We start from the raw sequence: 25,620 nt of genomic DNA, 5'->3' as shown, positions 1-25,620 counted from the left end.
AGCCGACTCCGTTAAACCGCGGTTCGGGAACGAAACAAATGGGGAGTCCCGGATATGGCCAAAAAAGTTGTTGGCTACATCAAGCTTCAGATCCCGGCTGGTAAAGCCAACCCATCTCCGCCGGTTGGTCCGGCACTGGGTCAGCGCGGCCTGAACATCATGCAGTTCTGCAAAGAGTTCAACGCGAAGACGCAGCAGCTTGAGCCAGGTATGCCGATCCCGGTCGTCATCACCGCTTATGCAGACCGTACGTTCTCCTTCATCACGAAGACCCCGCCGAACACGTACTTTCTTCTGAAGGCTGCCAAGATTTCCAAGGGTAGCCAGACCGTTGGTAAGTCCGCTGCGGTTGGTTCCGTGACGACGGCTCAGCTTCGCGAGATCGCTGAGACGAAGTTCAAGGACATGAACGCCAACGACATCGATGGTGCTGTGCGCATGCTCGCAGGTTCCGCCAAGTCGATGGGCCTGAACGTGGTGGAGGGCTGATACCATGGCAAAGAACAAGCGTCTGAACGCCGCACAGGCAACTGTCGAGCGTAACAAGCCGTACACTCTTGCTGAAGCTGTGGCTCTGGTGAAGAGCAATGCCAAGGCAAAGTTCGACGAGACGATCGAAATCTCTCTGAACCTCGGCATTGACCCGCGTCATGCTGATCAGATGGTCCGCGGTCTGATCTCCCTGCCAAACGGCACGGGCAAGACTCTGCGCGTTGGCGTGTTTGCGCGTGGCGCCAAGGCTGAAGAAGCTCTGGCTGCTGGTGCAGAAGTTGTTGGTGCAGAAGATCTGGCTGAGAAGATCCAGGCTGGCGAAATTAACTTCGACCGCTGCATTGCAACGCCTGACATGATGGCTCTGGTTGGTCGTCTTGGTAAGATCCTTGGTCCGCGTGGCCTGATGCCGAACCCGCGTCTCGGCACGGTGACCATGGACGTCAAGGGCGCCATCACGGCTGCCAAGTCCGGTCAGGTTGAATACCGTGCCGAAAAGGCTGGTATTGTTCATGCTGGCGTTGGCAAGGCATCTTTCGATGAAGCCAAGCTGATCGAGAACATCAATGCTCTCGTTGACGCTGTGCAGAAGGCTCGTCCGTCTGGCGCCAAGGGTACCTACATGAAGAAGGCAGCACTGTCTTCTACGATGGGTCCGGGCGTCCGCGTTGACGTTTCCAGCTTCGAGGCTTGATCGAAGCGGGGGCTTTCTGTAGAAGGCCCCCAACAAGGAATGACACCATGCTTTGGTATGGTGGCGTAGGGGCGGCGCGCTAGCGGGTCGCTTCCAAACCTGTCCAAGACCGCGCGTAACATTTTTATGTTTTAAATGCTTCGCATGAAGCAGCGAGCGTCAGGCGGGGCGCCAGTGTTTTAGTGGTTGTGCCACGATGCGCTGGGTTCGCTCACTTCTGTGGACAGGCGAGCGGAGGGTCTTCAGCGATGAAGATGCTCCATGGGTAACCTGGTCTGGATTATTCCAGGCTGACGAGGAGACAGGTTATGGACCGTACGGAAAAGCGGGCCTTTGTCGAGTTCCTCGCCGATGTGTTTGGCAGCACGTCCATGGTCATCGTCACCCAAAACAAGGGTCTGACGGTTGCTGATGTGACCGAGCTGCGTCGACGCATTCGTGCGGCAGGTGCGACATACAAGGTTGCGAAGAACCGGCTGGCCAGCCGTGCTCTGGATGGGACCCAATTCGACGGCATCGCGCCGCTGCTCAAGGGGCCGACGGCTCTTGCTTGGTCTGAAGACCCGGTTGCAGTTGCAAAGGTGATTGTCGAGTTCGCCAAGACGAATGACAAGCTTGTAGTTCTCGGTGGATCTCTTGGTTCGCAGACGCTTGGCGTCGACGGAATCAAGACTCTGGCCGAACTGCCGTCTCTGGACGAGCTGCGTGCAAAGCTGGTGGGTATGATTCAGACCCCCGCTACGCGTATCGCAGGCGTTGTTCAGGCTCCGGCAGGCCAGCTTGCTCGCGTCTTTGGCGCCTATGCCAAGACCGGCGAAGCCGCTTAAGAGTAAAATCAACGCTGCGGCGTAGATTTGAACCCATTCAAACAGTGCATCACTTAGGATAAGACCATGGCCGATCTGGCAAAGATTGTTGAAGAGCTGTCCGCTCTGACCGTTCTCGAAGCTGCTGAACTTTCCAAGCTTCTCGAAGAGAAGTGGGGCGTTTCTGCTGCTGCTCCTGTTGCAGTTGCTGCTGCTGGTGCGGCTGCTGGTGCAGCTCCGGCTGAAGAGCAGACCGAATTCACCGTTGTTCTGGCCGCTGCTGGCGACAAGAAGATCAACGTGATTAAGGAAATCCGTGGCATCACGGGTCTGGGTCTGAAGGAAGCCAAGGACCTGGTTGAAGGCGCACCGAAGACCGTCAAGGAAGGCGTGTCCAAGGACGAAGCCGAGAAGATCAAGAAGACCCTGGAAGACAACGGCGCCAAGGTCGAAATCAAGTAATCAACTTGATCGGGCCGTTTTCTCTCTGAGAGGGCGGTCTCTGCGAAAGCAGACGGATAGGGCGGGGATCGCATGCGGTTCCCGCCCGATTTGCCGTTGGTGGAAATAAGAGTATAATACGCGGCTCGCCACGTATTGAAATTACTGAAAGCCGGTCGTTCCGGTCGTCCGTGTCGTGTCAGGCGGTTGTCTGTCAGCGAAGTCCCGGGCGACTCGAAGGTCTGGTGCAGAGGGCAAGATAGATGAACGCGATCACCAAATCGTTCACGGGACGCAAGAGGATCCGCAAAAGCTTCGGGCGCATTCCCGAAATTGCGCCGATGCCCAATCTGATCGATGTGCAGCGCGCCTCCTACGAGGCGTTCCTGCAGATGAATGTGAGTCCTGACGCACGTCAGAACTCCGGTCTGCAGGAAGTTTTCCGCTCGGTTTTCCCAATTAATGACTTTGCTGGTCGCGGTCGTCTGGACTTCGTATCTTACGAGTTCGAAGAACCGAAGTACGACGTTGAGGAATGCATTCAGCGTGGTCTGACATACGCAGCGCCGCTGAAGGTCATTCTGCGTCTTACGACGTGGGACATTGATGAAGATACGGGTTCGCGCTCCATTCATGATCTGAAGGAACAGCCGGTTTACATGGGCGATATGCCGCTCATGACAGACAACGGTACCTTCATTATCAACGGTACCGAGCGCGTCATCGTATCTCAGATGCATCGTAGCCCAGGTGTCTTCTTCGATCACGATAAGGGCAAGACGCATTCTTCGGGTAAGTATCTCTTTGCTGCCCGTGTGATTCCATATCGTGGTTCATGGCTCGATTTCGAATTCGATGCCAAGGACCTGATCTACGTTCGTATCGATCGCAAGCGTAAGCTTCCCGTCACGACGCTTCTGTACGCACTTGAAGGTGCGAACTACATTGCGCAGCGTGACCAGAAGATTGCAGAAGGCGGAGATGTCGAAGGTCTCGACATTCGCGGTATGGATCAGGATGAAATCCTGTCCTACTTCTATGACATGGTTCCGTTCACCCGAATGGGGGATGGCTGGGCCCGTCCTTTCGAGCCAGAAGCATTCCGTGGCCAGAAGCTGCTCAGCCCGCTGGTTGATGCTGACACGGGTGAAGTGGTCGCTGAGGCAGACGCTAAGCTGACCGCTCGTATGGTCCGCAAGATTGCGGAAAAGACCCGGGTGGTTCAGGTAGGTCGCCTGGATGTTCTTGGTCGCTATCTTGCCTATGATCTTGTCAATGAGCACACAGGTGAGATCTACGGTGAAGCTGGTGAGGAACTGACGGAAGATCGTCTTGTCGCCCTTGAAGAACTTGGCATTACGGAACTTCCTACGCTTTCGGTCGACGGTTCGCATGGTCCGTGGATCCGCAACACGCTTTCCGTTGACAAAAATACCAGCCGCGATGAAGCGCTGATCGATATCTATCGCATCATGCGTCCAGGTGAGCCGCCGACCAAGGAAACCGCTGAAGCGATGTTCCGTGGTCTCTTCTTTGATCAGGACCGCTACGATCTGTCGTCTGTTGGTCGTGTCAAGATGAATATGCGTCTCGATGTCGATGCGCCGGATACCCTCCGTGTGCTGCGCAAGGAAGATATCCTGCGTACGATTAAGATCATGTGCGACCTGAAGGATGGTCGCGGTCAGATCGACGATATTGATAACCTTGGTAACCGTCGTGTTCGTTCTGTCGGCGAACTGATGGAAAATCAGTATCGCGTCGGCCTGCTCCGTATGGAGCGTGCCATTCGTGAGCGTATGGGTTCGGTCGATATTGATACGGTCATGCCGCATGATCTGATCAATGCGAAGCCGGCTGCTGCTGCAGTGCGTGAGTTCTTCGGCTCCTCACAGCTCAGCCAGTTCATGGATCAGACCAACCCACTTTCCGAAGTGACGCATAAGCGTCGTCTTTCGGCGCTTGGCCCTGGTGGTCTGACCCGTGAGCGCGCAGGCTTCGAAGTTCGTGACGTGCATCCGACGCATTACGGCCGTATCTGCCCGATCGAGACGCCTGAAGGTCCGAACATCGGTCTGATCAACTCGCTCTCGACGTATGCCAAGGTCAACAAGTACGGCTTCATCGAAACGCCGTATCGTTTGGTTAAGGATGGCGTTCTTCAGGATGGCTGGAAATATCTTTCCGCCATGGAAGAAGAGAAGCTTGTTGTTGCACAGGCTGATGCTAAGCAGAGCGCCGATGGCCACCTGACGGACGAGCTGGTTTCCGTTCGTAAGTCTGGTGACTTCCGTGTTGTTCCGCCTGAGCAGGTTACGGCTTGCGACGTCTCCCCGAAGCAGCTTGTGTCTGTCGCGGCGGCTCTCATTCCGTTCCTAGAGAACGATGACGCCAACCGTGCACTCATGGGTGCAAACATGCAGCGTCAGGCTGTTCCGTTGGTGAAGGCTGATGCCCCGCTGGTTGGTACGGGCATGGAAGCGGCTGTTGCACGTGACTCCGGTGCGACGATCGTTGCCAAGCGTCGTGGCATTATCGATCAGATCGATGGTGCACGTATCGTTGTCCGTGCGACTGATGATACGGGTTCGACGCAGGGTGTCGATATCTATCGTCTGCGCAAGTATATGCGTTCGAACCAGTCTACCTGCATCAATCAGCGTCCGCTGGTGAAGGTTGGTGACACGGTTCATGCTGGTGACATCATTGCTGATGGTCCGTCCACCGAGCTTGGTGAACTGGCTCTGGGTCGTAACGTGCTTGTCGCGTTCATGCCCTGGAACGGTTACAACTTTGAGGATTCAATCCTCATTTCCGAGCGTATTGCACGCGATGACGTCTTTACTTCGATCCATATCGAAGAATTTGAAGTCATGGCTCGTGATACGAAGCTGGGTCAGGAAGAAATCACACGCGACATTCCGAATGTCGGTGAGGAAGCTCTTCGTAACCTTGACGAGGCAGGCATTGTCTATGTCGGCGCCGAGGTTAATCCGGGTGATATTCTTGTCGGCAAGGTAACGCCAAAGGGTGAAAGCCCGATGACGCCGGAAGAAAAGCTTCTTCGCGCCATTTTCGGTGAAAAGGCTTCGGATGTTCGGGATACGTCCCTGAAGCTGCCGCCTGGCACGACCGGTACGATTGTTGATGTTCGCGTTTTCTCGCGTCGTGGCGTCGACAAGGACGAGCGTGCGATGGCGATCGAGCGCGCTGAGATCGAGCGTCTGACCAAGGATCGTGATGACGAGCGTTCAATTCAGGAGCGTAGTTTCCACAATCGTCTGCGTGAGCGTCTGGTTGGCCAGGTTGCTGGTGCTGGCTTCAAGGGAATTCGTTCCGGTACGCCGATCACGGTTGAAGTTCTGGATGAGCATCCTCGTGCGGCATGGCGCAACATCTCGGTCTCTTCTGATGAGGTGACTGCTGAACTCGAAACACTGCGTTCCGAGTTTGATGAAGCTGTTCGTCGCATCACTGCGCGCTTTGACAACAAGGTTGAAAAGCTGCAGCGCGGTGATGAACTGCCGCCTGGCGTGATGAAGATGGTTAAAGTCTTCGTTGCCGTGAAGCGTAAGCTTCAGCCGGGTGACAAGATGGCCGGTCGTCACGGTAACAAGGGTGTCGTTTCCCGCGTCGTTCCTGTCGAAGACATGCCGTTCCTTGAGAATGGTCAGGCAGTTGATATCGTTCTGAACCCGCTGGGTGTGCCGTCGCGCATGAACATCGGTCAGATCCTTGAAACCCATCTGGGTTGGGCTTGTGCCAATATCGGTGCAAGCATCGGTGAGATGGTTGACGAGTATCAGCGGACTGGTGAGCGCAAGCAGGAACTGCTTGATCGTCTGCGGGACGTGTATGGGGACGAAATCTTCGAAACCGACGTTGCTACTCTGCCAAACGAGCAGCTCATCGAGCTGGCCAACAACCTTCGCAAGGGTCTTCCGATTGCTACCCCGGTGTTCGATGGTGCTTCCATCCCGGACATCGAAGGCATGCTGGAAAAGGCCGGTGTGAACAAGTCGGGTCAGTCTCAGCTGATCGATGGTCGTACGGGCGAGACATTTGAACGCCAGACCACCGTCGGTTACATCTACATGCTGAAGCTGCATCACCTTGTCGATGACAAGATTCATGCACGTTCCATCGGTCCGTACTCTCTGGTCACACAGCAGCCGCTGGGTGGTAAGGCACAGTTCGGTGGTCAGCGCTTTGGTGAAATGGAAGTCTGGGCGCTCGAAGCATATGGTGCGGCTTATACGCTGCAGGAAATGCTGACGGTGAAGTCGGATGACGTTTCCGGCCGTACCAAGGTCTACGAGGCTATCGTGCGCGAGCAGGACGACTTCGAAGCCGGCATTCCGGAGAGCTTCAACGTTCTGATCAAGGAACTGAAGTCTCTCGGCCTGAATGTCGAACTCGAGCAGGGCGAGATTTAATTGTCTCGCTCCCCTCTCGCTTCACGGTTCAATTTTGAAGTGCCCGCGGGACGCTGCGGTGCACATTGGGGTTTCGGCGCATGAACGAACTCATGAAAATCTTGGGTCAGGCTGGTCAATCAGTCAGCTTTGATCAGATCAAGATCCAGCTTGCTTCCAGTGAGCAGATCCGCTCCTGGTCCTACGGCGAAATCAAGAAGCCGGAGACCATCAACTACCGTACGTTCAAGCCAGAGCGTGACGGGCTTTTCTGCGCACGCATTTTTGGTCCTATCAAGGACTATGAATGCCTGTGCGGTAAGTACAAGCGGATGAAGTTCCGCGGCATTGTCTGTGAAAAGTGCGGCGTTGAGGTTACGCTTGCCAAGGTGCGCCGTGAGCGCATGGGGCATATCGAACTTGCTTCCCCTGTTGCACATATCTGGTTCCTGAAGTCGCTGCCGAGCCGTATCGCCACGATGCTGGATCTGCCGCTGAAGGACGTCGAACCCGTTCTGTATTTCGAGAAGTTTCTTATTCTCGATAAGGGGGTCTGTGATTCCGATCAGATCGACTCTTACAAGAATGGCAAGAAGCGCGATCAGTATCTTCTCGATGAAATCCGCTGCGAAGATCTGCTCGACGAATATCCAGATGCTGGCATTGATGTTGGGATCGGTGCCGAGGCGATCAAGCGTGCGCTGTCCAGCTATGACTGGGGCATTCCGAACGCCGAAGAGCGTGAGCTGAGTCTGGCTGCCAAGGCCAAGGGTCTTCCAGATCCGTTCGACTATGACGCTGAAGTCATGGAAGGCGATTCCGAGAAGACGATGATGCGCAAGAAGCTGCGCAAGGCTACGTCTGAAGCTGCTCGCAAGAAGCTGGTCAAGCGTCTGAAGCTCGTTGAGTCATTCGTTGAGAGTGGCTCACGTCCGGACTGGATGATCATGGACATTATTCCGGTAATCCCGCCGGAACTTCGTCCGCTGGTGCCGCTGGATGGTGGTCGTTTCGCAACGTCCGATCTGAACGATCTTTACCGTCGCGTCATTAACCGTAACAACCGTCTGAAGCGTCTGATCGAACTTCGTGCGCCGGATATCATTGTCCGCAACGAAAAGCGTATGCTTCAAGAAGCTGTTGATGCACTGTTCGATAACGGCCGTCGCGGGCGTGCGATTACGGGTGCCAACAAGCGGCCGCTGAAGTCCCTGTCTGACATGCTGAAGGGCAAGCAGGGTCGTTTCCGTCAGAACCTTCTCGGTAAGCGCGTCGACTACTCTGGTCGTTCGGTTATCGTGGTCGGTCCGGAGCTGAAGCTGCACCAGTGCGGTCTTCCGAAGAAAATGGCGCTTGAGCTCTTCAAGCCGTTCATCTACTCCAAGTTGGAGAAGTACGGTCACGCCACCACCATCAAAGCTGCAAAGCGCATGGTGGAAAAGGAGCGTCCGGAAGTTTGGGATATCCTTGAAGAGGTTATCCGTGAACATCCCGTGATGCTGAACCGCGCCCCGACGCTTCACCGTCTTGGCATTCAGGCGTTCGAGCCAACACTGATCGAAGGTAAGGCGATTCAGCTTCACCCGCTGGTCTGCACCGCGTTCAATGCCGACTTTGACGGCGATCAGATGGCCGTGCACGTTCCGCTGTCGCTCGAAGCGCAGCTCGAAGCGCGCGTGCTGATGATGTCTACGAACAACATCCTCAGCCCTGCAAACGGCAAGCCGATTATCGTGCCGTCTCAGGATATCGTTCTGGGGCTGTACTATCTGAGTCTTGAAGTTCCTGAGTATCGCGAGACACCGGATGAGGCCGTCATTGAAGGTGGTAAGGTCGTCAAGGCTGCTCCACCGGCTTATTCTGATGTGGCAGAAATCGAGAGCGCCATGCTCGCTGGTTCTCTGCAGCTTCATGACAAGATCCGTCTGCGTCTTCCGACCGTTGATGAAAACGGTAACCCGATCCGCCAGACGATTCTGACGACGCCGGGACGTGCGCTTATTGCGCAGATCCTGCCGAAGCATCCCGCGATTCCGTTCAGTCTGATCAATAAGCAGCTGACGAAGAAGAACGTGTCTGATGTCATCGATACGGTCTATCGTCACTGTGGTCAGAAGGAAGCTGTGATCTTCTGTGACCGTCTCATGGGCCTTGGTTTCAAGCATGCTGCGCGTGCTGGTATTTCCTTCGGTAAAGATGACATGATCATTCCGGCCGAGAAGGCAACGCTGGTTGGCAAGACATCGGAAGAGGTCAAGGAGTTTGAGCAGCAGTATCAGGATGGTCTGATCACGGCTGGCGAGCGCTACAACAAGGTGGTTGATGCCTGGTCGCGTTGCACGGACGAAGTGCAGGCAGCCATGCTGAAGGAAATCTCCAAGCAGGTCATTGGCAAGCCGACAAACTCTGTCTGGATGATGAGCCACTCTGGTGCTCGTGGGTCGCCGGCTCAGATGAAGCAGCTTGCGGGTATGCGCGGTCTGATGGTGAAGCCTTCGGGCGAGATCATCGAGCAGCCGATTATCGCAAACTTCAAAGAAGGTCTGTCGGTTCTTGATTACTTCACGTCAAGTCACGGTGCCCGTAAGGGTCTTGCTGATACGGCTCTGAAGACCGCGAACTCTGGATACCTGACACGTCGTCTTGTTGACGTTGCACAGGATTGCATCATTGTTGAGCCTGATTGCGGTACAGAGCGCGGTCTGACGGTTCGTGCGGTGATGGACAGCGGTGAAGTCGTTGCATCTCTTTCCGAGCGTATTCTGGGTCGTACGGCGTCCAAGGATGTGCTGCATCCGGTGACGCACGAAGTCCTTCTGCCTCGCAACACACTGATCGAAGAGCCCGAAGCAGAGCTCATCGAAAAGGCTGGTGTCGAAAGCATGGAAATCCGTTCGGTTCTCACATGTGATAGCCGCGTCGGAATTTGTGCACACTGCTATGGTCGTGACCTTGCTCGCGGTACACCCGTGAACATTGGTGAAGCTGTCGGTGTCATCGCCGCACAGTCCATCGGTGAACCAGGTACACAGCTTACGATGCGTACCTTCCATATTGGTGGCGCGGCTACGCGTGGTGCCGAGCAGTCCATGGTTGAGGCATCTCGCGACGGTGTTGTGACGATTAAGAATCGCAACGTGGTCGAAAACTCTCAGAAGGTTCTAGTTGTGATGTCGCGTAACTGCGAAATCCTGCTGACCGACGAGAATGGCGTTGAGCGTGCTCGTTATCGTGTGCCCTATGGTGCGCGACTGATGGTGGGTGAGGGCGAAGCGGTTGCACGTGGCCAGAAAATGGCCGAGTGGGATCCGTACACCCTGCCAATCATTACCGAGCAGGCGGGTACAGTCGAATACCTTGACCTGATCGACAGCATCACGCTCGTCGAGCGTATGGATGAGGTCACAGGCCTCAGTTCCAAGGTTGTGGTTGACTACAAGCAGGCTTCCAAAGGTGTGGATCTTCGTCCGCGCCTGCAGCTCAAAGATGCTGCAGGCAATGTGGTCAAGCTCGCCAATGGTAATGACGCCCGCTACTTCCTCTCGCCAGACAGTATTCTGTCTATTGAGAATGGTGCGGAAGTTCATGCTGGTGACGTTCTTGCCCGTATTCCGCGTGAAGGCTCCAAAACGCGTGACATTACCGGTGGTCTGCCGCGTGTTGCCGAACTGTTTGAGGCGCGTCGTCCAAAGGATCATGCAATCATTGCCGAAGGCGATGGTCGTATTGAGTTTGGTAAGGACTACAAGTCCAAGCGTTGTGTCATTGTGAAAAATGACGAAACCGGCGAAGAAACCCAGTACCTTATCCCGAAGGGCAAGCACGTTTCCGTCCAGGAAGGCGACTTTGTTCAGAAGGGTGACCCACTGGTCGATGGTCCGAGGGTGCCGCATGACATTCTGAAGGTCATGGGTGTCGAAGCGCTTTCGGATTACCTGGTCAATGAAATTCAGGATGTCTATCGACTGCAGGGCGTGAAGATCAATGATAAGCATATTGAGGTCATTGTTCGTCAGATGCTGCAGAAGGTTGAAATTCTTGAACCAGGTGATTCGACCTATCTGATTGGCGAAACCGTTGATCGGATCGAATACGAGATCGAAAACCAGCGTCTTCAAGAGAATGGCGATACTCCAGCAGCGGCTATGCCGGTGCTCCAGGGTATCACCAAGGCTTCCCTGCAGACGCAGTCCTTCATCTCTGCAGCCTCCTTCCAGGAGACCACACGCGTGCTTACCGACGCCGCTACGTCCGGCAAGGTCGATACGCTCAATGGCCTCAAGGAAAACGTGATTGTGGGTCGTCTCATCCCGGCAGGTACGGGTAGCGTTATGAACCGTCTTCGCGGCATCGCTGCCAGTCAGGATCGCCATCGTGTCGGCCGTTCCGCGGCCGAAGTGGAAGACGCAGCAGAGTGATGAAAACCTCTCTGTTCTCTTCTGAAAGGAAGGGCAGAGAGGATAAATGTGCCGATTCCGGGAACTCTCTTCTCAGAATCGGTTCATTTCTGGCCGAAACACTTGACTCAGCGCGGAACCCTTCGTAGGTTCCGCGCCCTCGGCTACTCCCGCCTGAAGAGGCGAAATTAAAGCCGTCGAAGACAAAGAATCGCATGTGGTGCCGCTAACCTGTTTTCAGGGAATGCCAAGGCCGCAGGCTACAAAAGGAGGGAAATGGCTTTGGCTGTTTCCCTTTCCAAATGTGGGATAGGCAGGCGGTTCAGCCGCATGTCGATTTGAATAAAATGTCATGGCAGAAAGTCTGGTGCTTTCTGTCCGGAATAGGACAAGGATTGGGAAGGGCGCATGCCGACCATCAACCAGTTGATCGCGAACGGCCGTGAGCCGGCCGCAAAGCGGAACAAGGTCCCTGCACTACAGGGATGCCCCCAGAAGCGTGGCGTTTGCACGCGCGTGTACACGGTAACGCCAAAGAAGCCGAACTCCGCTCTGCGTAAGGTCGCCAAGGTGCGTCTGACCAACGGGTATGAGGTCGTGAGCTACATTCCGGGTGAAGGTCATAACCTTCAGGAGCACAGCGTTGTGCTGATCCGTGGTGGCCGCGTGAAGGATCTTCCTGGTGTGCGTTATCACATCCTGCGAGGCGTGCTCGACACGCAGGGCATCGCAAAGCGTCGTCAGCGTCGTTCGCTGTATGGCGCGAAGCGTCCGAAGTAAGAGGTATTTGGAATGAGTCGCCGTCACCGCGCCGTAAAGCGCGAGATCCTTCCCGATCCGAAGTTCGGAGACATCGTCATTACGCGTTTCATGAACGCTCTGATGTACGATGGAAAGAAATCCACCGCCGAGGGCATCGTTTACGGTGCGCTTGAGGTTCTGCGTCACCGTGGTGGTGCAACTGCTGACCCAGTGGCTATGTTCCACTCGGCTCTGGACAACGTGAAGCCGGCTGTTGAAGTCCGTTCACGTCGTGTTGGTGGTGCTACCTATCAGGTGCCTGTTGAAGTGCGCGCTGAGCGCCGTCAGGCTCTGGCGATCCGGTGGCTGATTGATGCCTCCCGCAAGCGCGGTGAGAACACGATGCAGGAGCGCCTGTCCAACGAACTGATGGACGCGGTCAATAATCGTGGCGCTGCTGTAAAGAAGCGCGAAGACACCCACCGTATGGCTGAAGCCAATAAGGCATTCAGCCACTATCGCTGGTAATCAGAACCCGCTAAAGGGCTTCCGGCAGCATTCGGGAATCTACCGGATGCTCACTGGAAAGAACTTTCAGTCTTATCTCTGCCTCGTGGGAGGCAGGGTTTTGGAGATAGACGATGGCAAAGGCTAAATTCGAGCGGACGAAGCCGCACTGCAACATCGGCACCATTGGTCACGTCGACCACGGCAAGACCTCGCTGACTGCTGCAATCACCAAGACACTTGCGAAGAGCGGCGGCGCCGAATTTAAGGCGTATGACCAGATCGACGCAGCTCCTGAAGAGCGTGCACGTGGTATCACCATTTCCACGGCTCACGTTGAGTACGAGACGAAGAACCGTCACTACGCTCACGTCGACTGCCCTGGTCACGCTGACTATGTGAAGAACATGATCACGGGTGCCGCTCAGATGGATGGCGCAATTCTGGTTGTGTCCGCTGCTGACGGCCCGATGCCGCAGACACGTGAGCACATCCTGCTGGCACGTCAGGTCGGTGTTCCGGCTCTGGTTGTCTTCCTGAACAAGGTTGATCAGGTTGACGATCCGGAGCTTCTCGAGCTCGTGGAAATGGAAGTTCGCGAACTTCTGTCTTCCTACCAGTTCCCTGGCGACGATATCCCCATCGTTAAGGGCTCTGCTCTTGTAACGCTTGAAGACGGCGATGCCACCATTGGTGAAGATCGCGTTCTTGAGCTGATGGAAGCCGTTGACACGTACATCCCGCAGCCGGAGCGTCCGGTTGACCGTCCGTTCCTGATGCCAATCGAAGACGTGTTCTCGATTTCTGGTCGTGGTACGGTTGTGACGGGTCGTGTCGAGCGTGGCGTGATCAACGTTGGTGACGAAGTTGAAATCGTTGGTCTTAAGGACACGACGAAGACGACTTGCACGGGCGTTGAAATGTTCCGCAAGCTGCTTGATCGCGGTGAAGCTGGTGACAACATCGGTGCACTGGTTCGTGGCACGAAGCGTGAAGACGTTGAGCGTGGCCAGGTTCTTGCAAAGCCGGGTTCCATCACGCCGCACAAGAAGTTCAAGGCTGAGGCATACATCCTCACGAAGGAAGAGGGTGGTCGTCATACACCGTTCTTCACGAACTATCGCCCGCAGTTCTATTTCCGCACGACCGACGTCACGGGCGTCGTGACGCTGCCGGAAGGCACGGAAATGGTCATGCCGGGGGATAACATCGCTATGGATGTCGAGCTGATTGCTCCGATCGCCATGGACGAAGGTCTGCGTTTCGCAATTCGCGAAGGTGGACGCACCGTGGGTGCAGGCGTGGTTTCTTCCATTAGCGCCTAAGTCCTGCGTTTCGCCGTTGATATGGAAGCCCCGGCCAGATTTATTTCTGGCCGGGGTTCCCTTTCAGATGCAATGGCAGTAGGACGAGACCCGAATTTTTGAGTTGGACGAATTAAGACTATGGACAACCAGAACATCCGCATTCGCCTTAAGGCGTACGATCATCGCGTGCTGGACAACAGTACCAAAGAGATCGTAAACACGGCGAAGCGTACGGGTGCGCGGGTTCGGGGTCCGATCCCGCTGCCGACGCATATCGAACGGTTCACGGTGAACCGTTCGCCACACGTGGATAAGAAAAGCCGCGAACAGTTCGAAATTCGGACTCACCGCCGGCTGCTCGACATTGTCGAGCCGACCCCGCAGACCGTGGACGCCCTCATGAAGCTCGACCTCGCCGCTGGCGTTGATGTCGAGATCAAACTCTAAGGTCCAGACGATGCGTACCGGATTGATTGCAAAAAAGCTGGGGATGACCCGGCTGTTTAAGGAAGATGGCACTCATGTGCCTGTGACAGTTCTGCATCTTGACGAAGTTCAGGTTGTAGACGCTCGCACGAATGAACGAGATGGCTATACCGCCGTTCAGCTCGGTCTTGGTAATGCCAAGGTGAAAAATGTCACCAAGGCAAATCGTGGCCACTTCGCCCGTACCAAGGTTGAGCCGAAGAAGACCCTCGTAGAGTTCCGCGTTGCGGAAGATGCTCTGCTTGAGGCCGGCACGAAGCTGTCTGCGAACCATTTCGTGGTTGGGCAGAAAGTTGACGTCACGGGTCAGAGTAAGGGTAAAGGCTTTGCGGGTGTTATGAAGCGTCATAACTTCGCTGGTCTTGAAGCCTCCCACGGCGTGTCCATCAGCCATCGTTCTCATGGTTCTACGGGCCAGCGCCAGGATCCTGGCAAGGTCTTCAAGGGCAAGAAGATGGCAGGTCACATGGGTGATGTGCGTGTTACCACGCTGAACCTTGAAGTGGCTGCCGTGGATGAAGAGCGTAATCTGATTATGGTCAGAGGCGCGATTCCTGGTGCGAAAAACAGCGTTGTGCTGATTCGCGATGCAATCAAGAAGGCACGCCATGCCGATGCGCCGTATCCGGCTGCAGTCGTGGCGGCCGCCGGTTGAGGGCGAGGGGCATGGAATACGATATCAAAACCCTCGATAATGGCAGCGCAGGCTCAGTCGCGCTTCCAGAAGAGATTTTCGCGGTTTCTCCGCGTGCTGACATCATGGCGCGTGTTGTTCACTGGCAGCTGGCAAAGCGCCGCGCTGGTACGCATCGCACCAAGGGCATGGGTGAGATCTCCGGTACAACCAAGAAGCCTTTCCGTCAGAAGGGTACGGGTTCTGCTCGTCAGGGTTCGCTGCGTGCTCCGCAGTTCCGTACGGGTGGTGTTGTACATGGTCCGGTTGTGCGCGATCATGGCTATGACCTTCCTAAGAAGGTCCGTCGTCTGGGTCTGATTTCTGCTCTTTCGCAGAAAGCCGCCGATGGCAAGCTGGTTGTGCTTGATACAGCAAACGGCGTCAGCAAGACGCGTGAAGCTGCTGCAAAGCTGAAGGCACTTGGCTGGTCGTCCGCTCTGATCGTCGATGGCGCAGTTGATGAGCAGTTTGCTCGTGCAGTTGCTAATCTGCCGAAGATCGATGTGCTGCCGACAATCGGTGCGAACGTCTATGACATCCTCAACCATGATGTGCTGGTTATTACCCGCGCAGGTCTTGAGGGTCTTAAGGAGCGCCTGGCATGACCCTGTCTATCGTCATGAACGCACGTAAGACTGCTGAGAACATGTCTCAGGAAGCTCTGTACGATGTGGTCCGTTCGCCGCTGATCACGGAAAAGGCTACGCTTCTTTCCGAGCGTAATCAGGTTGTTTTCAAGGTCGCCACGACTGCAACCAAGCCGCAGATCAAGGCCGCTGTCGAGAAGCTCTTCAATGTTAAGGTTACCGGTGTGAATACGCTGGTCCAGAAGGGTAAGACGAAGCGCGTCAAGGGTCGTCCTGGTCGCCGCTCTGACATCAAGAAGGCGTATGTGCAGCTTGCAGAAGGTCAGTCCATTGACCTTACAGCGAAGCTGGGCTGACGCGGGGTAATCAACCATGGCACTAAAGCACTTTAATCCCACGACGCCGAGCACACGCGGCACCGTGCTGATTGATCGTAGCGAGCTCTGGAAGGGCAAGCCGGTCAAGCAGCTGACGGAAGGTAAGAACAAGTCTGGCGGCCGTAATAATCACGGTCGTACGACAGTTCGTTTCCGTGGAGGCGGGCACAAGCAGTCCTATCGTTATGTCGATTTCAAGCGTCGCAAGTTTGATGTTGGTGCAACGGTCGAGCGTCTTGAGTACGATCCGAACCGTACGGCTTTCATCGCACTGATCAAGTATGATGACGGCGAGCTGGCCTACATTCTGGCTCCGCAGCGTATCAAGGCTGGTGACCGCGTTATCTCTGGTGCGCACACTGACGTGAAGCCAGGCAATGCGATGTCCCTCGGTGCGATGCCGGTCGGTACGATCGTGCACAACATTGAACTGAAGCCTGGCGCTGGTGGCAAGCTGGCCCGTTCTGCTGGAACGTATGCACAGCTGGTCGGTAAAGATGCCGGTTACGCTCAGATCAAGCTGCAGTCCGGTGAACTGCGTCTTGTCCGCGGCGAATGCATGGCAACGGTTGGTGCTGTCTCTAATCCAGACAACATGAACCAGCACATGGGTAAGGCTGGACGTTCCCGCTGGCTCGGACGTCGTCCGCACAACCGTGGTGTTGTCATGAATCCGGTCGATCACCCGCATGGTGGTGGTGAAGGTCGTACCTCTGGTGGCCGTCATCCGGTTACGCCGTGGGGCGTTCCGACGAAGGGTTACAAGACGCGTGTTAACAAGAAGACGGATAGCCTGATCATCCGTCGCCGTAAGTCCGGCAAGTAAGAGGGGGCAAACAGAGATGGCACGTTCCGTCTGGAAGGGCCCGTTCGTTGACGGGTATCTGTTCGGCAAGGCAGAAGCAGCTCGTGCTTCTGGTCGTAATGAAGTGATCAAGATCTGGTCGCGTCGTTCCACGATCCTGCCGCAGTTCGTCGGGCTTACGTTCGGCGTTTATAATGGTCACAAGTTCCTGCCTGTGCAGGTCACGGAGAACATGGTCGGTCATAAGTTCGGTGAATTCTCACCGACACGGACCTACACCGGTCATGGCTCTGACAAGAAGTCGAAGCGGGGCTGAAAATGAGCAAGCCGAAGCACATCCGCACGCTCGCTGATACGGAAGCGCAGGCAATCACGCGCAATATCCGTGTTAGCCCGCGTAAGCTGAACTTGGTTGCGGCCATGATCCGTAACCAGCCAGCTGACAAGGCTATTGCCGCTCTGACCTTCTCGCGTCGTCGTATCGCGCAGCAGGTCAAGAAGACTCTTGAGAGCGCCGTGGCCAACGCTGAGAACAATCATCAGCTGGACGTTGACCGTTTGGTTGTGAAGACAGCCGAAGTCGGCAAGTCCATTGTCATGAAGCGTTTTCACGCCCGTGGCCGTGGTCGCTCGGCTCGCGTTGAGAAGTTCTTCAGCCACCTGAAGATTGTTGTTGCCGAAGCTGCAGAAGTCTCGGAAACGAACGAAGAGCAGAAGGCAGCTTGATCCATGGGACATAAGGTCAATCCAATCGGGCTTCGGCTCGGTGTAAACCGTACCTGGGACAGCCGCTGGTACGCAGGTGCAGATTATTCTCGTCTTCTTCATGAAGACCTGAAGCTTCGTGCATTCCTGCGTCGTAAGCTCTCGGGTGCCGGCGTTTCCCGCGTCGTTATTGAGCGTCCTGCCAAGAAGCCTCGCGTGACGATCTACGCTGCCCGTCCGGGCGTCGTGATCGGCAAAAAGGGTCAAGACATCGACGCACTGCGTAAGGAACTGAGCCGTATGGCGAAGACCGACGTAGCGCTGAACATCGTTGAGATCCGCAAGCCGGAAATTGATGCAACGCTAGTGGCTGAGAACATCGCTCAGCAGCTGGAACGTCGTGTTGCTTTCCGTCGCGCCATGAAGCGCGCAATCCAGTCTGCAATGCGTCTGGGCGCCCAGGGCATCCGTATTACTTGCAGCGGACGTCTGGGTGGGGCCGAAATCGCACGTGACGAGAAGTATCGTGAGGGACGTGTGCCGCTGCATACGCTTCGCGCTGATATCGACTATGGCACGGCGACGGCCAAGACGACTTATGGAACCTGCGGCGTGAAGGTCTGGATCTTCAAGGGTGAGATCCTGGCTCATGACCCCCTGGCACAGGACCGTCGTGCCGCGGAGCAGGCTCCGCAACGTTGAACTGTAGGCGCAAGCCTACAGCTCCATTGCTGGTGCTGATTGAGGATTTAACAACATGCTTTCCCCAAAGCGGACAAAGTTTCGTAAAGCCCACAAGGGCCGTATCCACGGCCTGGCGAAGAGCGGAACGCAGCTGAACTTCGGTGCATATGGTCTGAAGGCTCTTGAGCCAGAGCGGATCACAGCCCGTCAGATCGAAGCGTCCCGTCGTGCTATTACTCGTGCGATGAAGCGTGCCGGTCGCGTGTGGATTCGTATTTTTCCGGACCTTCCGGTCTCGACAAAGCCTGCAGAAGTGCGTATGGGCTCCGGCAAGGGTTCCCCAGAGTACTGGGCAGCTCGTGTCAAGCCAGGTCGTATCCTGTTCGAGATTGAAGGCGTTCCGCCGGAAGTCGCCCGCTTGGCACTGAGCTTGGGAGCTGCAAAGCTTCCGATCAAGACCAAGTTCGTTCAGCGTATCGGAGACGCGTAAGATGGCCGACACGTACAAGCCTGCAGATCTGCGCGCGAAGAGCGAGGACGAGCTGAATGCTCTGCTCATCGACCTGAAGCGTGAACAGATCAACCACCGTTTTGCGGCTGCCACGGGGCAGTCGGAAAACACCAGCCGCGTTAAGGTCGTGCGTCGTGCCGTCGCACGCATCAAGACGCTGGCTCACCAATCGAAGAACCGTGCGGGCGCCCAAACGTCCGCCGCAAAGTCCTGAGAGGAGACGGACGATGCCAAGGCGCGTCCTGACAGGGCGGGTAACGAGCGACAAGATGGACAAGACGGTTACCGTTCTTGTCGATCGTCGTATTATGCACCCGCTCTATAAGAAGTTCATCCGCCGCTCCAAGAAGTATGCGGCCCATGATGAAGCCAACGTCTGCCAGATTGGTGACCTGGTTCGCATTGAAGAATGCGCTCCGATCTCCAAGCGCAAGACTTGGTCTGTCGTCGCACGCAACGGAGAGGACATGGCTTCGGCTTCCTCTTCCGTCAGCGCATAAGGGGGTAGGCACATGATTCATCCCGAGACCAACCTTGACGTCGCCGACAATTCCGGTGCGCGTCGGGTGCAGTGCATCAAGGTGCTGGGCGGCTCCAAGCGGAAGACTGCCTCGGTCGGCGACATCATTGTCGTATCCGTAAAGGAAGCCATTCCCCGTGGTAAGGTGAAGAAGGGTGACGTCCATCAGGCCGTTATCGTTCGTACGTCCTACCCGGTGCGTCGTGCAGACGGGTCTGCGATCCGTTTTGACAAGAATGCTGCTGTGCTTATCAACAAGCAGCAGGAGCCAATTGGCACGCGTATCTTTGGCCCGGTCGTTCGTGAACTGCGTGCTCGCAAGTTCATGAAGATCATCTCCCTGGCGCCGGAGGTCCTGTAATGGCTGCACGTATTAAAAAGGGCGATCAAGTCCTCGTTCTCTCCGGGAAGTCCCGGGGCGTTCGTGGCGAAGTTCTTGCCGTCATGCCAAAAGCTGAAAAAGCTGTCGTGCGTGGTGTGGCTGTTGCTAAGCGTCATACGAAGCCCAACCGTATGGGTGGAGAAGGTGGAATCATCGAGCGCGAAATGCCGATCCATCTTTCCAACCTGAAGCTGGTTGATCCCAAGAGTGGCAAGCCGACGCGTGTTGGTTTCCGTGTTCTTGAAGACGGTCGCAAGGTTCGTGTTGCCAAGGCAACCGGCGAAGTGATCGAAGGCTGAGGAACGCAAAAATGAGCGATAACAACACCGCTTTGCCGCGTATGCAGCAGCGTTACGAAGAGCTTCTTCGTAAGCAGCTTCAGGAACAGTTTGGCTACGCAAACCCGATGCAGGTTCCCAAGCTCGAGAAGATCGTGCTGAACATGGGTGTCGGTGAGGCTGCTGGCGATCAGAAGAAGCTGGATGCAGCTGTTGCTGAAATGGCAGCTATTTCAGGTCAGAAGCCTGTAAAGACGCTTGCTCGCAAAGCTATTGCTGGCTTCAAGATCCGTGAAGGTCTTCCGATCGGTTGTAAGGTTACTCTGCGTCGTCAGCGTATGTATGAGTTCCTTGACCGTCTCGTGACGATCGCTATGCCTCGCATTCGTGACTTCCGTGGCCTTCCGGCAAACAAGGGCTTTGATGGCCGTGGCAACTTTGCCATGGGTATCAAGGAGCAGATTGTTTTCCCGGAAATCGAATATGACAAGATCGATGCTGTTCGCGGCATGGACATTATTTTCGTGACCACTGCAAAGACCGATGCCGAAGCAAAGGCTCTGCTAAAGGCCTTCGATCTGCCATTCGCAGGTTGATCAGGTAATTTTTCAGACCGATCGCGACTAAAATAAGGATTCGGCCTTCCATTGGGAGGCCGCTTTCCTTTATAGACACGCTGATTGGAAAACCGTCGGGATAGGCCTGACAGGTTCCGGGAGAAAATTCGAGATGGCGAAGATCTCAGCGGTTAACCGTAATAACCATCGCGCAGCTCTTGCGAAGCGCGACAAGGAAAAGCGGACCGCTCTTAAAAACATCATCAAGGATCGTTCCCTTTCGGTTGAAGACCGATTTGAAGCGACTCTTAAGCTGGCACAGATGCCACGTAACGGATCCGCAACGCGTGTTCGTCTTCGTTGCAAGCTGACCGGTCGTCCCCGTGCTAACTATCGTAAGTTCGAGCTGTGCCGTATCGCTCTGCGTGATCTTGCGTCTGCCGGCCAGATTCCTGGCATGGTCAAGTCGAGCTGGTAAGGGATAGATCGAATGTCGTTGTCTGATCCACTGGGTGATATGCTTACCCGGATCCGTAATGCTCAGCGTGCCCGTCATGCTGCATGCGTTGCGCCTGCTTCCAAGCTTCGCACGAACGTGCTTGAGGCTCTGAAGCGTGAAGGTTACATCCGTGGTTTCTCCACGGAAGAAGTCCGCAAGGGCGTATCCCAGCTCCGTATCGAGCTGAAGTACGTTGAAGGACAGCCGGTCATCAAGGAAATCCACAGGGTTTCCAAGCCTGGCCGTCGTGTCTATTCGAAGATCAAGGAACTTCCGCGCGTTTATGCCGGCCTTGGTGTGTCGATCCTGTCCACCCCGCGTGGCGTCCTTTCGGACGTCGAGGCCCGCGCTGCCAATGTTGGCGGCGAGGTTCTCTGCCGCGTCTTCTGAGGAGGGTCGCATGTCTCGCGTAGGTAAATATCCTGTAGAAGTTCCGGCAGGCGTTCAGGTTGCTGTTGTTGACGGTGTTTTCACCGCCAAAGGCAAGCTGGGTGAACTGAGCTTTCCGGTTTCCCGTCATGTGGACGTGACCATTGAAGCTAACTCTGTTGCAGTTGCTCCGGTTGGTCGTCGTTCCCGTGATAACTGGACGATGTGGGGAACAACCCGCGCTCTGATCGCTAACATGGTCAAGGGTGTGTCTGTTGGCTTCACCAAGGGGCTTGAAATTCAGGGTACGGGTTTCCGTGCTGCTGTTCAGGGCTCTAATCTGGTGATGAACCTCGGCTTCTCGCACGATGTCGTTTATCCCATCCCGGCCGGTATCAAGATCACAACGCCGCGCCCAACCGCTATTGTCGTTGAAGGTCACGACAAGCAGCGCGTTGGTCAGGTTGCTCTCGATATTCGCAGCTTCCGTAAGCCTGAGCCTTACAAGGGCAAGGGCGTCCGTTACGAGACGGAAGTTCTGCGTCGCAAGGAAGGTAAGAAGAAGTAATGGCATCGCAGCAAGGATTGCAGGAACGTCGCCGTCAGCGGCTGCGTTTCCAGCTTCGTCGCAAGAGCGGCGGCCGGCCGCGTTTGTCGGTCTTCCGTTCCAGCAAGCACATTCACGCCCAGATCATCGACGATGCACAGGGTCGTACGCTCGCCAGCGCTTCAACGCTGGAAAAAGAGCTTCGCGGCAGTGGCAACACCGGTGCCAACGTGGATGCAGCTTCAGTGATCGGCAAGCTGATCGCAGAACGTGGCTTGGCAGCTGGTGTAACAGCCGTCGTGTTCGATCGCGGCGCCTATGTCTATCATGGTCGGGTCAAGGCCCTGGCAGAGGCTGCCCGCGAGGGCGGGCTCTCGTTCTAAGGAGGATCACACATGGCACGTGAGCCAAGAGAAGGCGGCCGTGGTGGTCGTGAGCGCGAGCAGGGCGACGATCTGGTCGACAAGCTTGTAACCATCAACCGTGTTGCCAAGGTTGTTAAGGGTGGCCGTCGCTTTGCTTTTGCAGCGCTGGTTGTCGTTGGCGATCAGAAGGGACGCGTTGGTTACGGTGCAGGTAAGGCCCGTGAAGTTCCGGAAGCCATTCGTAAGGCAACTGAGCGTGCAAAGCGCACAATGATCCGCGTACCGATGAAGGAAGGTCGTACCCTCCATCATGATACGTTCGGTCATTACGGCGCTGGTAAGGTTGTTGTCCGTGCGGCTGAAGCTGGTACGGGTATCATCGCTGGTGGTCCGATGCGTGCGGTTTTCGAGAGCCTGGGCGTTAACGACGTTGTCGCCAAGAGCCTCGGAACGCGTAACCCGCATAATATGATCAAGGCTACTTTTGCTGCCCTTGAAAAGGCAAGCAGCCCACGTAACGTCGCTTCGCGTCGTGGCAAGAAGGCTGCTGAGCTTTTTGGCAAGCGTGAGCAGGCCCAGACTGAGGAGGCTGCAAATGTCTGAAAACGGTAAGACCGTTCAGGTGACGCAGATCGCTTCTGTCATTGGTCGCAAACCGGGCCAGGCAGAGACCATTGTTGGTCTCGGTCTGCGCGGTATCGGTTCCACCCGTACGCTCGAAGATACTGCTGCCGTACGTGGAATGATCCGCAAGGTTGCCCACCTCATCAAGGTGGAGGGTTGAAATGAACCTTAACGAACTCCGCGATAACGAGGGTTCTCGTTATCGCAAGAAGCGTCTTGGACGTGGCATCGGTTCCGGCAAGGGTAAGACCTCCGGACGCGGTGTTAAGGGTCAGAAGGCTCGTGAGGGCGTTTCCCTCAATGGCTTCGAAGGTGGTCAGCTCCCGCTGTATCGCCGTATGCCCAAGCGTGGCTTCGTGAACATCTTCCGCAAGGAATATGCTCCGGTGAACCTTGGTGCTATTTCGAAGGCTATCGAGGCAGGTAAGCTGGATAAGGCTGCTCCTGTGACGGAAGCTACTCTGCGCGCTGCAGGTCTTGTCAACGGCAAGACCCATGGTGTTCGCCTTCTTGCGAAGGGTGAACTTACGCATGGTCTGACCATTGAAGTTGACGGCGCTTCCGCAGCAGCTCTTGCTGCTGTTGAGAAGGCTGGTGGCTCCGTAAAGGTGCTTGCACCGAAGAAGGAAGTTCAGGCTGAGGCCTGAGTTCTCCTCTCCCGGATTTATCCGGGGTATGGTTAGATAGTGAACAGCGTCCCGTGCAGATGTGCGGCGACGCTGTTTTCATGAAAGGACAGGTGGATGGCTTCCGCAGCAGAGCAGCTCGCCGCCAATCTCAATATGAGTTCCTTTGCCAAGGCGACTGAACTCAAGAAGCGTATCTGGTTTACGCTTCTGGCCCTTATCGTTTACCGGCTGGGAACATACATTCCTGTTCCTGGTGTTGATGCAACGGTGATGGGTCAGCTGCTGGCACAGCATCAGGGTGGCATTCTGGGCATGTTTGACATGTTCACGGGTGGCGCTCTCGGACGCATGACTGTGTTCGCCCTGAACATCATGCCTTACATCAGTGCCTCCATTATCATCCAGCTTCTTTCAACGGCACTTCCGTCTATGGAAGCCATGAAGAAGGAAGGTGAGGCTGGTCGTAAGAAGCTTAACCAGTATACGCGCTATCTCACGGTTTTCATTGCGCTGTTCCAAGCCTATGGCATCGCCGTCGGACTGGAAAACATGACGTCTCACGGCGCCAGCGCTGTGGTTATGCCTGGAATGTTCTTTATCGCCTCCTGTATTGTTACGCTGGTGGGTGGGACGATGTTCCTGATGTGGCTCGGTGAGCAGATCACGTCTCGTGGGGTTGGCAACGGTATCTCGTTGATCATCTTCGCAGGCATTGTCGCAAACCTGCCGCACGCTCTGGCCAGCCTTTTTGAGCTTGGTCGGACAGGCGCGCTGTCACCGATCTTTGTTATGATTTTCCTTGTGCTCGCGATTGCGACCATAGCGTTCATCGTGTTCATGGAGCAGGCACAGCGTCGGGTTGTTATTCAGTACCCGAAGCGTCAGATCGGCAATCGCATGTTCGGTGGGGATTCCACGCATATGCCGCTGAAGGTGAATACTGCAGGCGTCATTCCGCCGATTTTTGCCTCTTCGGTACTGCTGATCCCAGTGACGATCTCAGGGTTTATGAACGGCCATAATATGCCGGGCTGGCTTTCTGTTCTCGGGCAGCAGCTTGGGCAGGGACAGCCGCTTTACATGCTGTTCTACGCAGCAATGATTCTGTTTTTCTCGTATTTTTATGCCGCTGTGACGTTCAATCCTGAAGAAACGGCCGAAAATCTGCGCAAACAGGGTGGTTTCATTCCCGGTATCCGTCCTGGGGCAAGTACTGCATCCTATTTCGATCGCATTCTGTCCCGATTGACGACTATCGGCGCACTTTACCTCGTCGTTGTCTGCCTTTTGCCGCAGATTCTGATCAGCAAGTATAACGTGCCATTTTATTTCGGTGGGACAAGCTTGATCATTATCGTGTCGGTTACGATTGATACGGTGACACAGGTCCAGTCTCATCTGGTAGCACATCAGTATCAGGGATTGATCCGTAAGCAGCGCAGTCGTGGATCTAGAAGTTCTGGTCCAGGGGGAAACAAGCGTCGATGAATATCATTCTTCTAGGCCCTCCTGGTGCAGGGAAGGGAACTCAAGCAAAGCGTCTGGAGCAGCTATACGGTCTGAAGCAAATCTCTACTGGAGATATGCTTCGTGCTGAAGTTGCTGCGGGAACGCCGATTGGGCAAGAAGCAAAAGCGATTATGGCGCGGGGAGAGTTTCTTCCCGACCCGATTATGGTCAAGATGATCCAAGGTCGTATTGCACAGCCGGATTGCTCACAAGGCTTCATTCTGGATGGGTTTCCGCGCACTGAAAGCCAGGCAGAAGCACTTGATGCCATGCTCGGTACGGATGGGCTGAAAATTGACGCCGTCATTCTTTTGGATGTTGCTGAGGACCAGTTGGTAGAGCGGATCGCTTCCCGGACTGCTGAGGACGGTACGCGCCGCCCGGATGATAATCCGGACGTTGTTCGATCAAGGCTTGATATTTATCGTCGTCAGACTGCTCCGATCCTTCCATATTATGAGAAGGCTGGACGTCTAAAGCGTGTGGATGGGATGCTGGGTGTCGATGAAGTTGGTGCTGAAATCGATGCGATCCTCGGAAAAACGAAGAAAAATTGATTGAATAACCAATGATCACGCAAAAGTGATCATTCTGATTTGACTCAAGGGGGGTGCCCGGTATATTGCGCGCCCTCGACATATCTGCAGCGTGAGTGCGGCCTGGGTTCCGGAATCGGACTGGGACTGACGTCAGCTGCGATGCAATCGATC

Annotated in this window: 32 protein-coding genes; all 32 read left to right on the top strand. The window is 55.4% G+C overall.

Annotated features, from left to right (window positions below):
• Window positions 1-54 precede the first annotated feature (54 nt).
• The gene (gene rplK, locus AC3B6F_RS03535; protein WP_008852418.1) at window positions 55-489 is read left to right on the top strand and encodes a 50S ribosomal protein L11; all 435 of its coding nucleotides are present in this window, start codon (window positions 55-57) and stop codon (window positions 487-489) included.
• A gap of 4 nt (window positions 490-493) precedes the next feature.
• The gene (gene rplA, locus AC3B6F_RS03530; protein WP_010502167.1) at window positions 494-1,186 is read left to right on the top strand and encodes a 50S ribosomal protein L1; all 693 of its coding nucleotides are present in this window, start codon (window positions 494-496) and stop codon (window positions 1,184-1,186) included.
• 308 nt (window positions 1,187-1,494) lie between these two features.
• Window positions 1,495-2,013 carry a 50S ribosomal protein L10 gene (rplJ, locus tag AC3B6F_RS03525; protein WP_010502165.1) on the top strand — a complete coding sequence of 173 codons (519 nt, stop codon included), beginning with the start codon at window positions 1,495-1,497 and terminating at the stop codon, window positions 2,011-2,013.
• 66 nt (window positions 2,014-2,079) lie between these two features.
• The gene (gene rplL, locus AC3B6F_RS03520; RefSeq protein WP_489823392.1) at window positions 2,080-2,454 is read left to right on the top strand and encodes a 50S ribosomal protein L7/L12; all 375 of its coding nucleotides are present in this window, start codon (window positions 2,080-2,082) and stop codon (window positions 2,452-2,454) included.
• A 242-nt stretch (window positions 2,455-2,696) separates the two neighbouring features.
• A complete protein-coding gene (gene rpoB / locus AC3B6F_RS03515; RefSeq protein WP_489823391.1) occupies window positions 2,697-6,869 on the top strand; it encodes a DNA-directed RNA polymerase subunit beta in 4,173 nt (1,390 codons plus the stop codon).
• Window positions 6,870-6,949: 80 nt separating this feature from the next.
• Window positions 6,950-11,266 carry a DNA-directed RNA polymerase subunit beta' gene (gene rpoC / locus AC3B6F_RS03510; RefSeq protein WP_489823390.1) on the top strand — a complete coding sequence of 1,439 codons (4,317 nt, stop codon included), beginning with the start codon at window positions 6,950-6,952 and terminating at the stop codon, window positions 11,264-11,266.
• Window positions 11,267-11,653: 387 nt separating this feature from the next.
• Entirely contained in the window at window positions 11,654-12,025 is a 372-nt protein-coding gene (gene rpsL, locus AC3B6F_RS03505; RefSeq protein WP_010502158.1) for a 30S ribosomal protein S12, read from the top strand.
• A gap of 12 nt (window positions 12,026-12,037) precedes the next feature.
• Window positions 12,038-12,514, top strand: a complete 477-nt coding sequence (gene rpsG / locus AC3B6F_RS03500; protein WP_010502156.1) for a 30S ribosomal protein S7 — start codon at window positions 12,038-12,040, stop codon at window positions 12,512-12,514.
• A gap of 113 nt (window positions 12,515-12,627) precedes the next feature.
• Window positions 12,628-13,818: an elongation factor Tu gene (gene tuf, locus AC3B6F_RS03495; RefSeq protein WP_023943132.1), complete on the top strand. Its 1,191-nt coding sequence runs from the start codon at window positions 12,628-12,630 to the stop codon at window positions 13,816-13,818.
• A gap of 120 nt (window positions 13,819-13,938) precedes the next feature.
• Entirely contained in the window at window positions 13,939-14,247 is a 309-nt protein-coding gene (gene rpsJ / locus AC3B6F_RS03490) for a 30S ribosomal protein S10 (protein ID WP_007282720.1), read from the top strand.
• Between the two features lie 10 nt (window positions 14,248-14,257).
• Window positions 14,258-14,941: a 50S ribosomal protein L3 gene (gene rplC, locus AC3B6F_RS03485; protein ID WP_023943130.1), complete on the top strand. Its 684-nt coding sequence runs from the start codon at window positions 14,258-14,260 to the stop codon at window positions 14,939-14,941.
• An 11-nt stretch (window positions 14,942-14,952) separates the two neighbouring features.
• The gene (gene rplD, locus AC3B6F_RS03480) at window positions 14,953-15,567 is read left to right on the top strand and encodes a 50S ribosomal protein L4 (RefSeq protein WP_023943129.1); all 615 of its coding nucleotides are present in this window, start codon (window positions 14,953-14,955) and stop codon (window positions 15,565-15,567) included.
• A 41-nt stretch (window positions 15,568-15,608) separates the two neighbouring features.
• Window positions 15,609-15,905: a 50S ribosomal protein L23 gene (locus tag AC3B6F_RS03475; protein ID WP_010502122.1), complete on the top strand. Its 297-nt coding sequence runs from the start codon at window positions 15,609-15,611 to the stop codon at window positions 15,903-15,905.
• A 16-nt stretch (window positions 15,906-15,921) separates the two neighbouring features.
• A complete protein-coding gene (gene rplB, locus AC3B6F_RS03470; RefSeq protein ID WP_010502120.1) occupies window positions 15,922-16,752 on the top strand; it encodes a 50S ribosomal protein L2 in 831 nt (276 codons plus the stop codon).
• Window positions 16,753-16,768: 16 nt separating this feature from the next.
• Window positions 16,769-17,047 carry a 30S ribosomal protein S19 gene (rpsS, locus tag AC3B6F_RS03465; RefSeq protein ID WP_007282725.1) on the top strand — a complete coding sequence of 93 codons (279 nt, stop codon included), beginning with the start codon at window positions 16,769-16,771 and terminating at the stop codon, window positions 17,045-17,047.
• A 2-nt stretch (window positions 17,048-17,049) separates the two neighbouring features.
• Window positions 17,050-17,457 carry a 50S ribosomal protein L22 gene (gene rplV, locus AC3B6F_RS03460; RefSeq protein WP_010502117.1) on the top strand — a complete coding sequence of 136 codons (408 nt, stop codon included), beginning with the start codon at window positions 17,050-17,052 and terminating at the stop codon, window positions 17,455-17,457.
• A 3-nt stretch (window positions 17,458-17,460) separates the two neighbouring features.
• On the top strand, window positions 17,461-18,138 hold the full coding sequence (rpsC, locus tag AC3B6F_RS03455) for a 30S ribosomal protein S3 (RefSeq protein WP_007282727.1): 678 nt from the start codon (window positions 17,461-17,463) through the stop codon (window positions 18,136-18,138).
• Between the two features lie 55 nt (window positions 18,139-18,193).
• On the top strand, window positions 18,194-18,610 hold the full coding sequence (rplP, locus tag AC3B6F_RS03450; RefSeq protein ID WP_007282728.1) for a 50S ribosomal protein L16: 417 nt from the start codon (window positions 18,194-18,196) through the stop codon (window positions 18,608-18,610).
• Window position 18,611: 1 nt separating this feature from the next.
• Entirely contained in the window at window positions 18,612-18,845 is a 234-nt protein-coding gene (gene rpmC / locus AC3B6F_RS03445; protein WP_010502114.1) for a 50S ribosomal protein L29, read from the top strand.
• 13 nt (window positions 18,846-18,858) lie between these two features.
• Window positions 18,859-19,131 (top strand): 30S ribosomal protein S17, encoded by a 273-nt coding sequence (rpsQ, locus tag AC3B6F_RS03440; RefSeq protein ID WP_010502113.1) that lies wholly within the window; start codon window positions 18,859-18,861, stop codon window positions 19,129-19,131.
• A 12-nt stretch (window positions 19,132-19,143) separates the two neighbouring features.
• On the top strand, window positions 19,144-19,512 hold the full coding sequence (gene rplN, locus AC3B6F_RS03435; RefSeq protein WP_007282731.1) for a 50S ribosomal protein L14: 369 nt from the start codon (window positions 19,144-19,146) through the stop codon (window positions 19,510-19,512).
• A complete protein-coding gene (gene rplX, locus AC3B6F_RS03430; protein ID WP_007282732.1) occupies window positions 19,512-19,832 on the top strand; it encodes a 50S ribosomal protein L24 in 321 nt (106 codons plus the stop codon). Before rplN ends, rplX begins: the two co-directional genes overlap by 1 nt.
• 11 nt (window positions 19,833-19,843) lie before the next feature.
• Window positions 19,844-20,407 carry a 50S ribosomal protein L5 gene (rplE, locus tag AC3B6F_RS03425; protein WP_023943122.1) on the top strand — a complete coding sequence of 188 codons (564 nt, stop codon included), beginning with the start codon at window positions 19,844-19,846 and terminating at the stop codon, window positions 20,405-20,407.
• A 133-nt stretch (window positions 20,408-20,540) separates the two neighbouring features.
• A complete protein-coding gene (rpsN, locus tag AC3B6F_RS03420; protein ID WP_007282734.1) occupies window positions 20,541-20,846 on the top strand; it encodes a 30S ribosomal protein S14 in 306 nt (101 codons plus the stop codon).
• A 12-nt stretch (window positions 20,847-20,858) separates the two neighbouring features.
• Window positions 20,859-21,257, top strand: coding sequence for a 30S ribosomal protein S8 (rpsH, locus tag AC3B6F_RS03415; RefSeq protein WP_010502111.1), 399 nt, complete (start codon window positions 20,859-20,861; stop codon window positions 21,255-21,257).
• A gap of 10 nt (window positions 21,258-21,267) precedes the next feature.
• Window positions 21,268-21,804 (top strand): 50S ribosomal protein L6, encoded by a 537-nt coding sequence (gene rplF / locus AC3B6F_RS03410; protein WP_010502110.1) that lies wholly within the window; start codon window positions 21,268-21,270, stop codon window positions 21,802-21,804.
• Window positions 21,804-22,166, top strand: a complete 363-nt coding sequence (rplR, locus tag AC3B6F_RS03405) for a 50S ribosomal protein L18 (protein ID WP_010502109.1) — start codon at window positions 21,804-21,806, stop codon at window positions 22,164-22,166. The genes rplF and rplR overlap by 1 nt, the downstream gene beginning before the upstream one ends.
• A 12-nt stretch (window positions 22,167-22,178) precedes the next feature.
• Window positions 22,179-22,751: a 30S ribosomal protein S5 gene (gene rpsE / locus AC3B6F_RS03400; RefSeq protein ID WP_007282738.1), complete on the top strand. Its 573-nt coding sequence runs from the start codon at window positions 22,179-22,181 to the stop codon at window positions 22,749-22,751.
• Entirely contained in the window at window positions 22,744-22,932 is a 189-nt protein-coding gene (gene rpmD, locus AC3B6F_RS03395) for a 50S ribosomal protein L30 (RefSeq protein ID WP_007282739.1), read from the top strand. Before rpsE ends, rpmD begins: the two co-directional genes overlap by 8 nt.
• A 1-nt stretch (window position 22,933) precedes the next feature.
• On the top strand, window positions 22,934-23,419 hold the full coding sequence (rplO, locus tag AC3B6F_RS03390; RefSeq protein ID WP_211568487.1) for a 50S ribosomal protein L15: 486 nt from the start codon (window positions 22,934-22,936) through the stop codon (window positions 23,417-23,419).
• Between the two features lie 96 nt (window positions 23,420-23,515).
• The gene (secY, locus tag AC3B6F_RS03385) at window positions 23,516-24,889 is read left to right on the top strand and encodes a preprotein translocase subunit SecY (RefSeq protein ID WP_489823389.1); all 1,374 of its coding nucleotides are present in this window, start codon (window positions 23,516-23,518) and stop codon (window positions 24,887-24,889) included.
• Window positions 24,886-25,467, top strand: coding sequence for an adenylate kinase (locus AC3B6F_RS03380; RefSeq protein ID WP_211568489.1), 582 nt, complete (start codon window positions 24,886-24,888; stop codon window positions 25,465-25,467). The genes secY and AC3B6F_RS03380 overlap by 4 nt, the downstream gene beginning before the upstream one ends.
• Window positions 25,468-25,620 lie beyond the last annotated feature (153 nt).

This window comes from Gluconobacter sp. ESL1110 (assembly GCF_058107395.1).
Note: the sequence above shows the minus strand (reverse complement) of the source record. Positions and strands in the feature narration are given on the sequence as shown.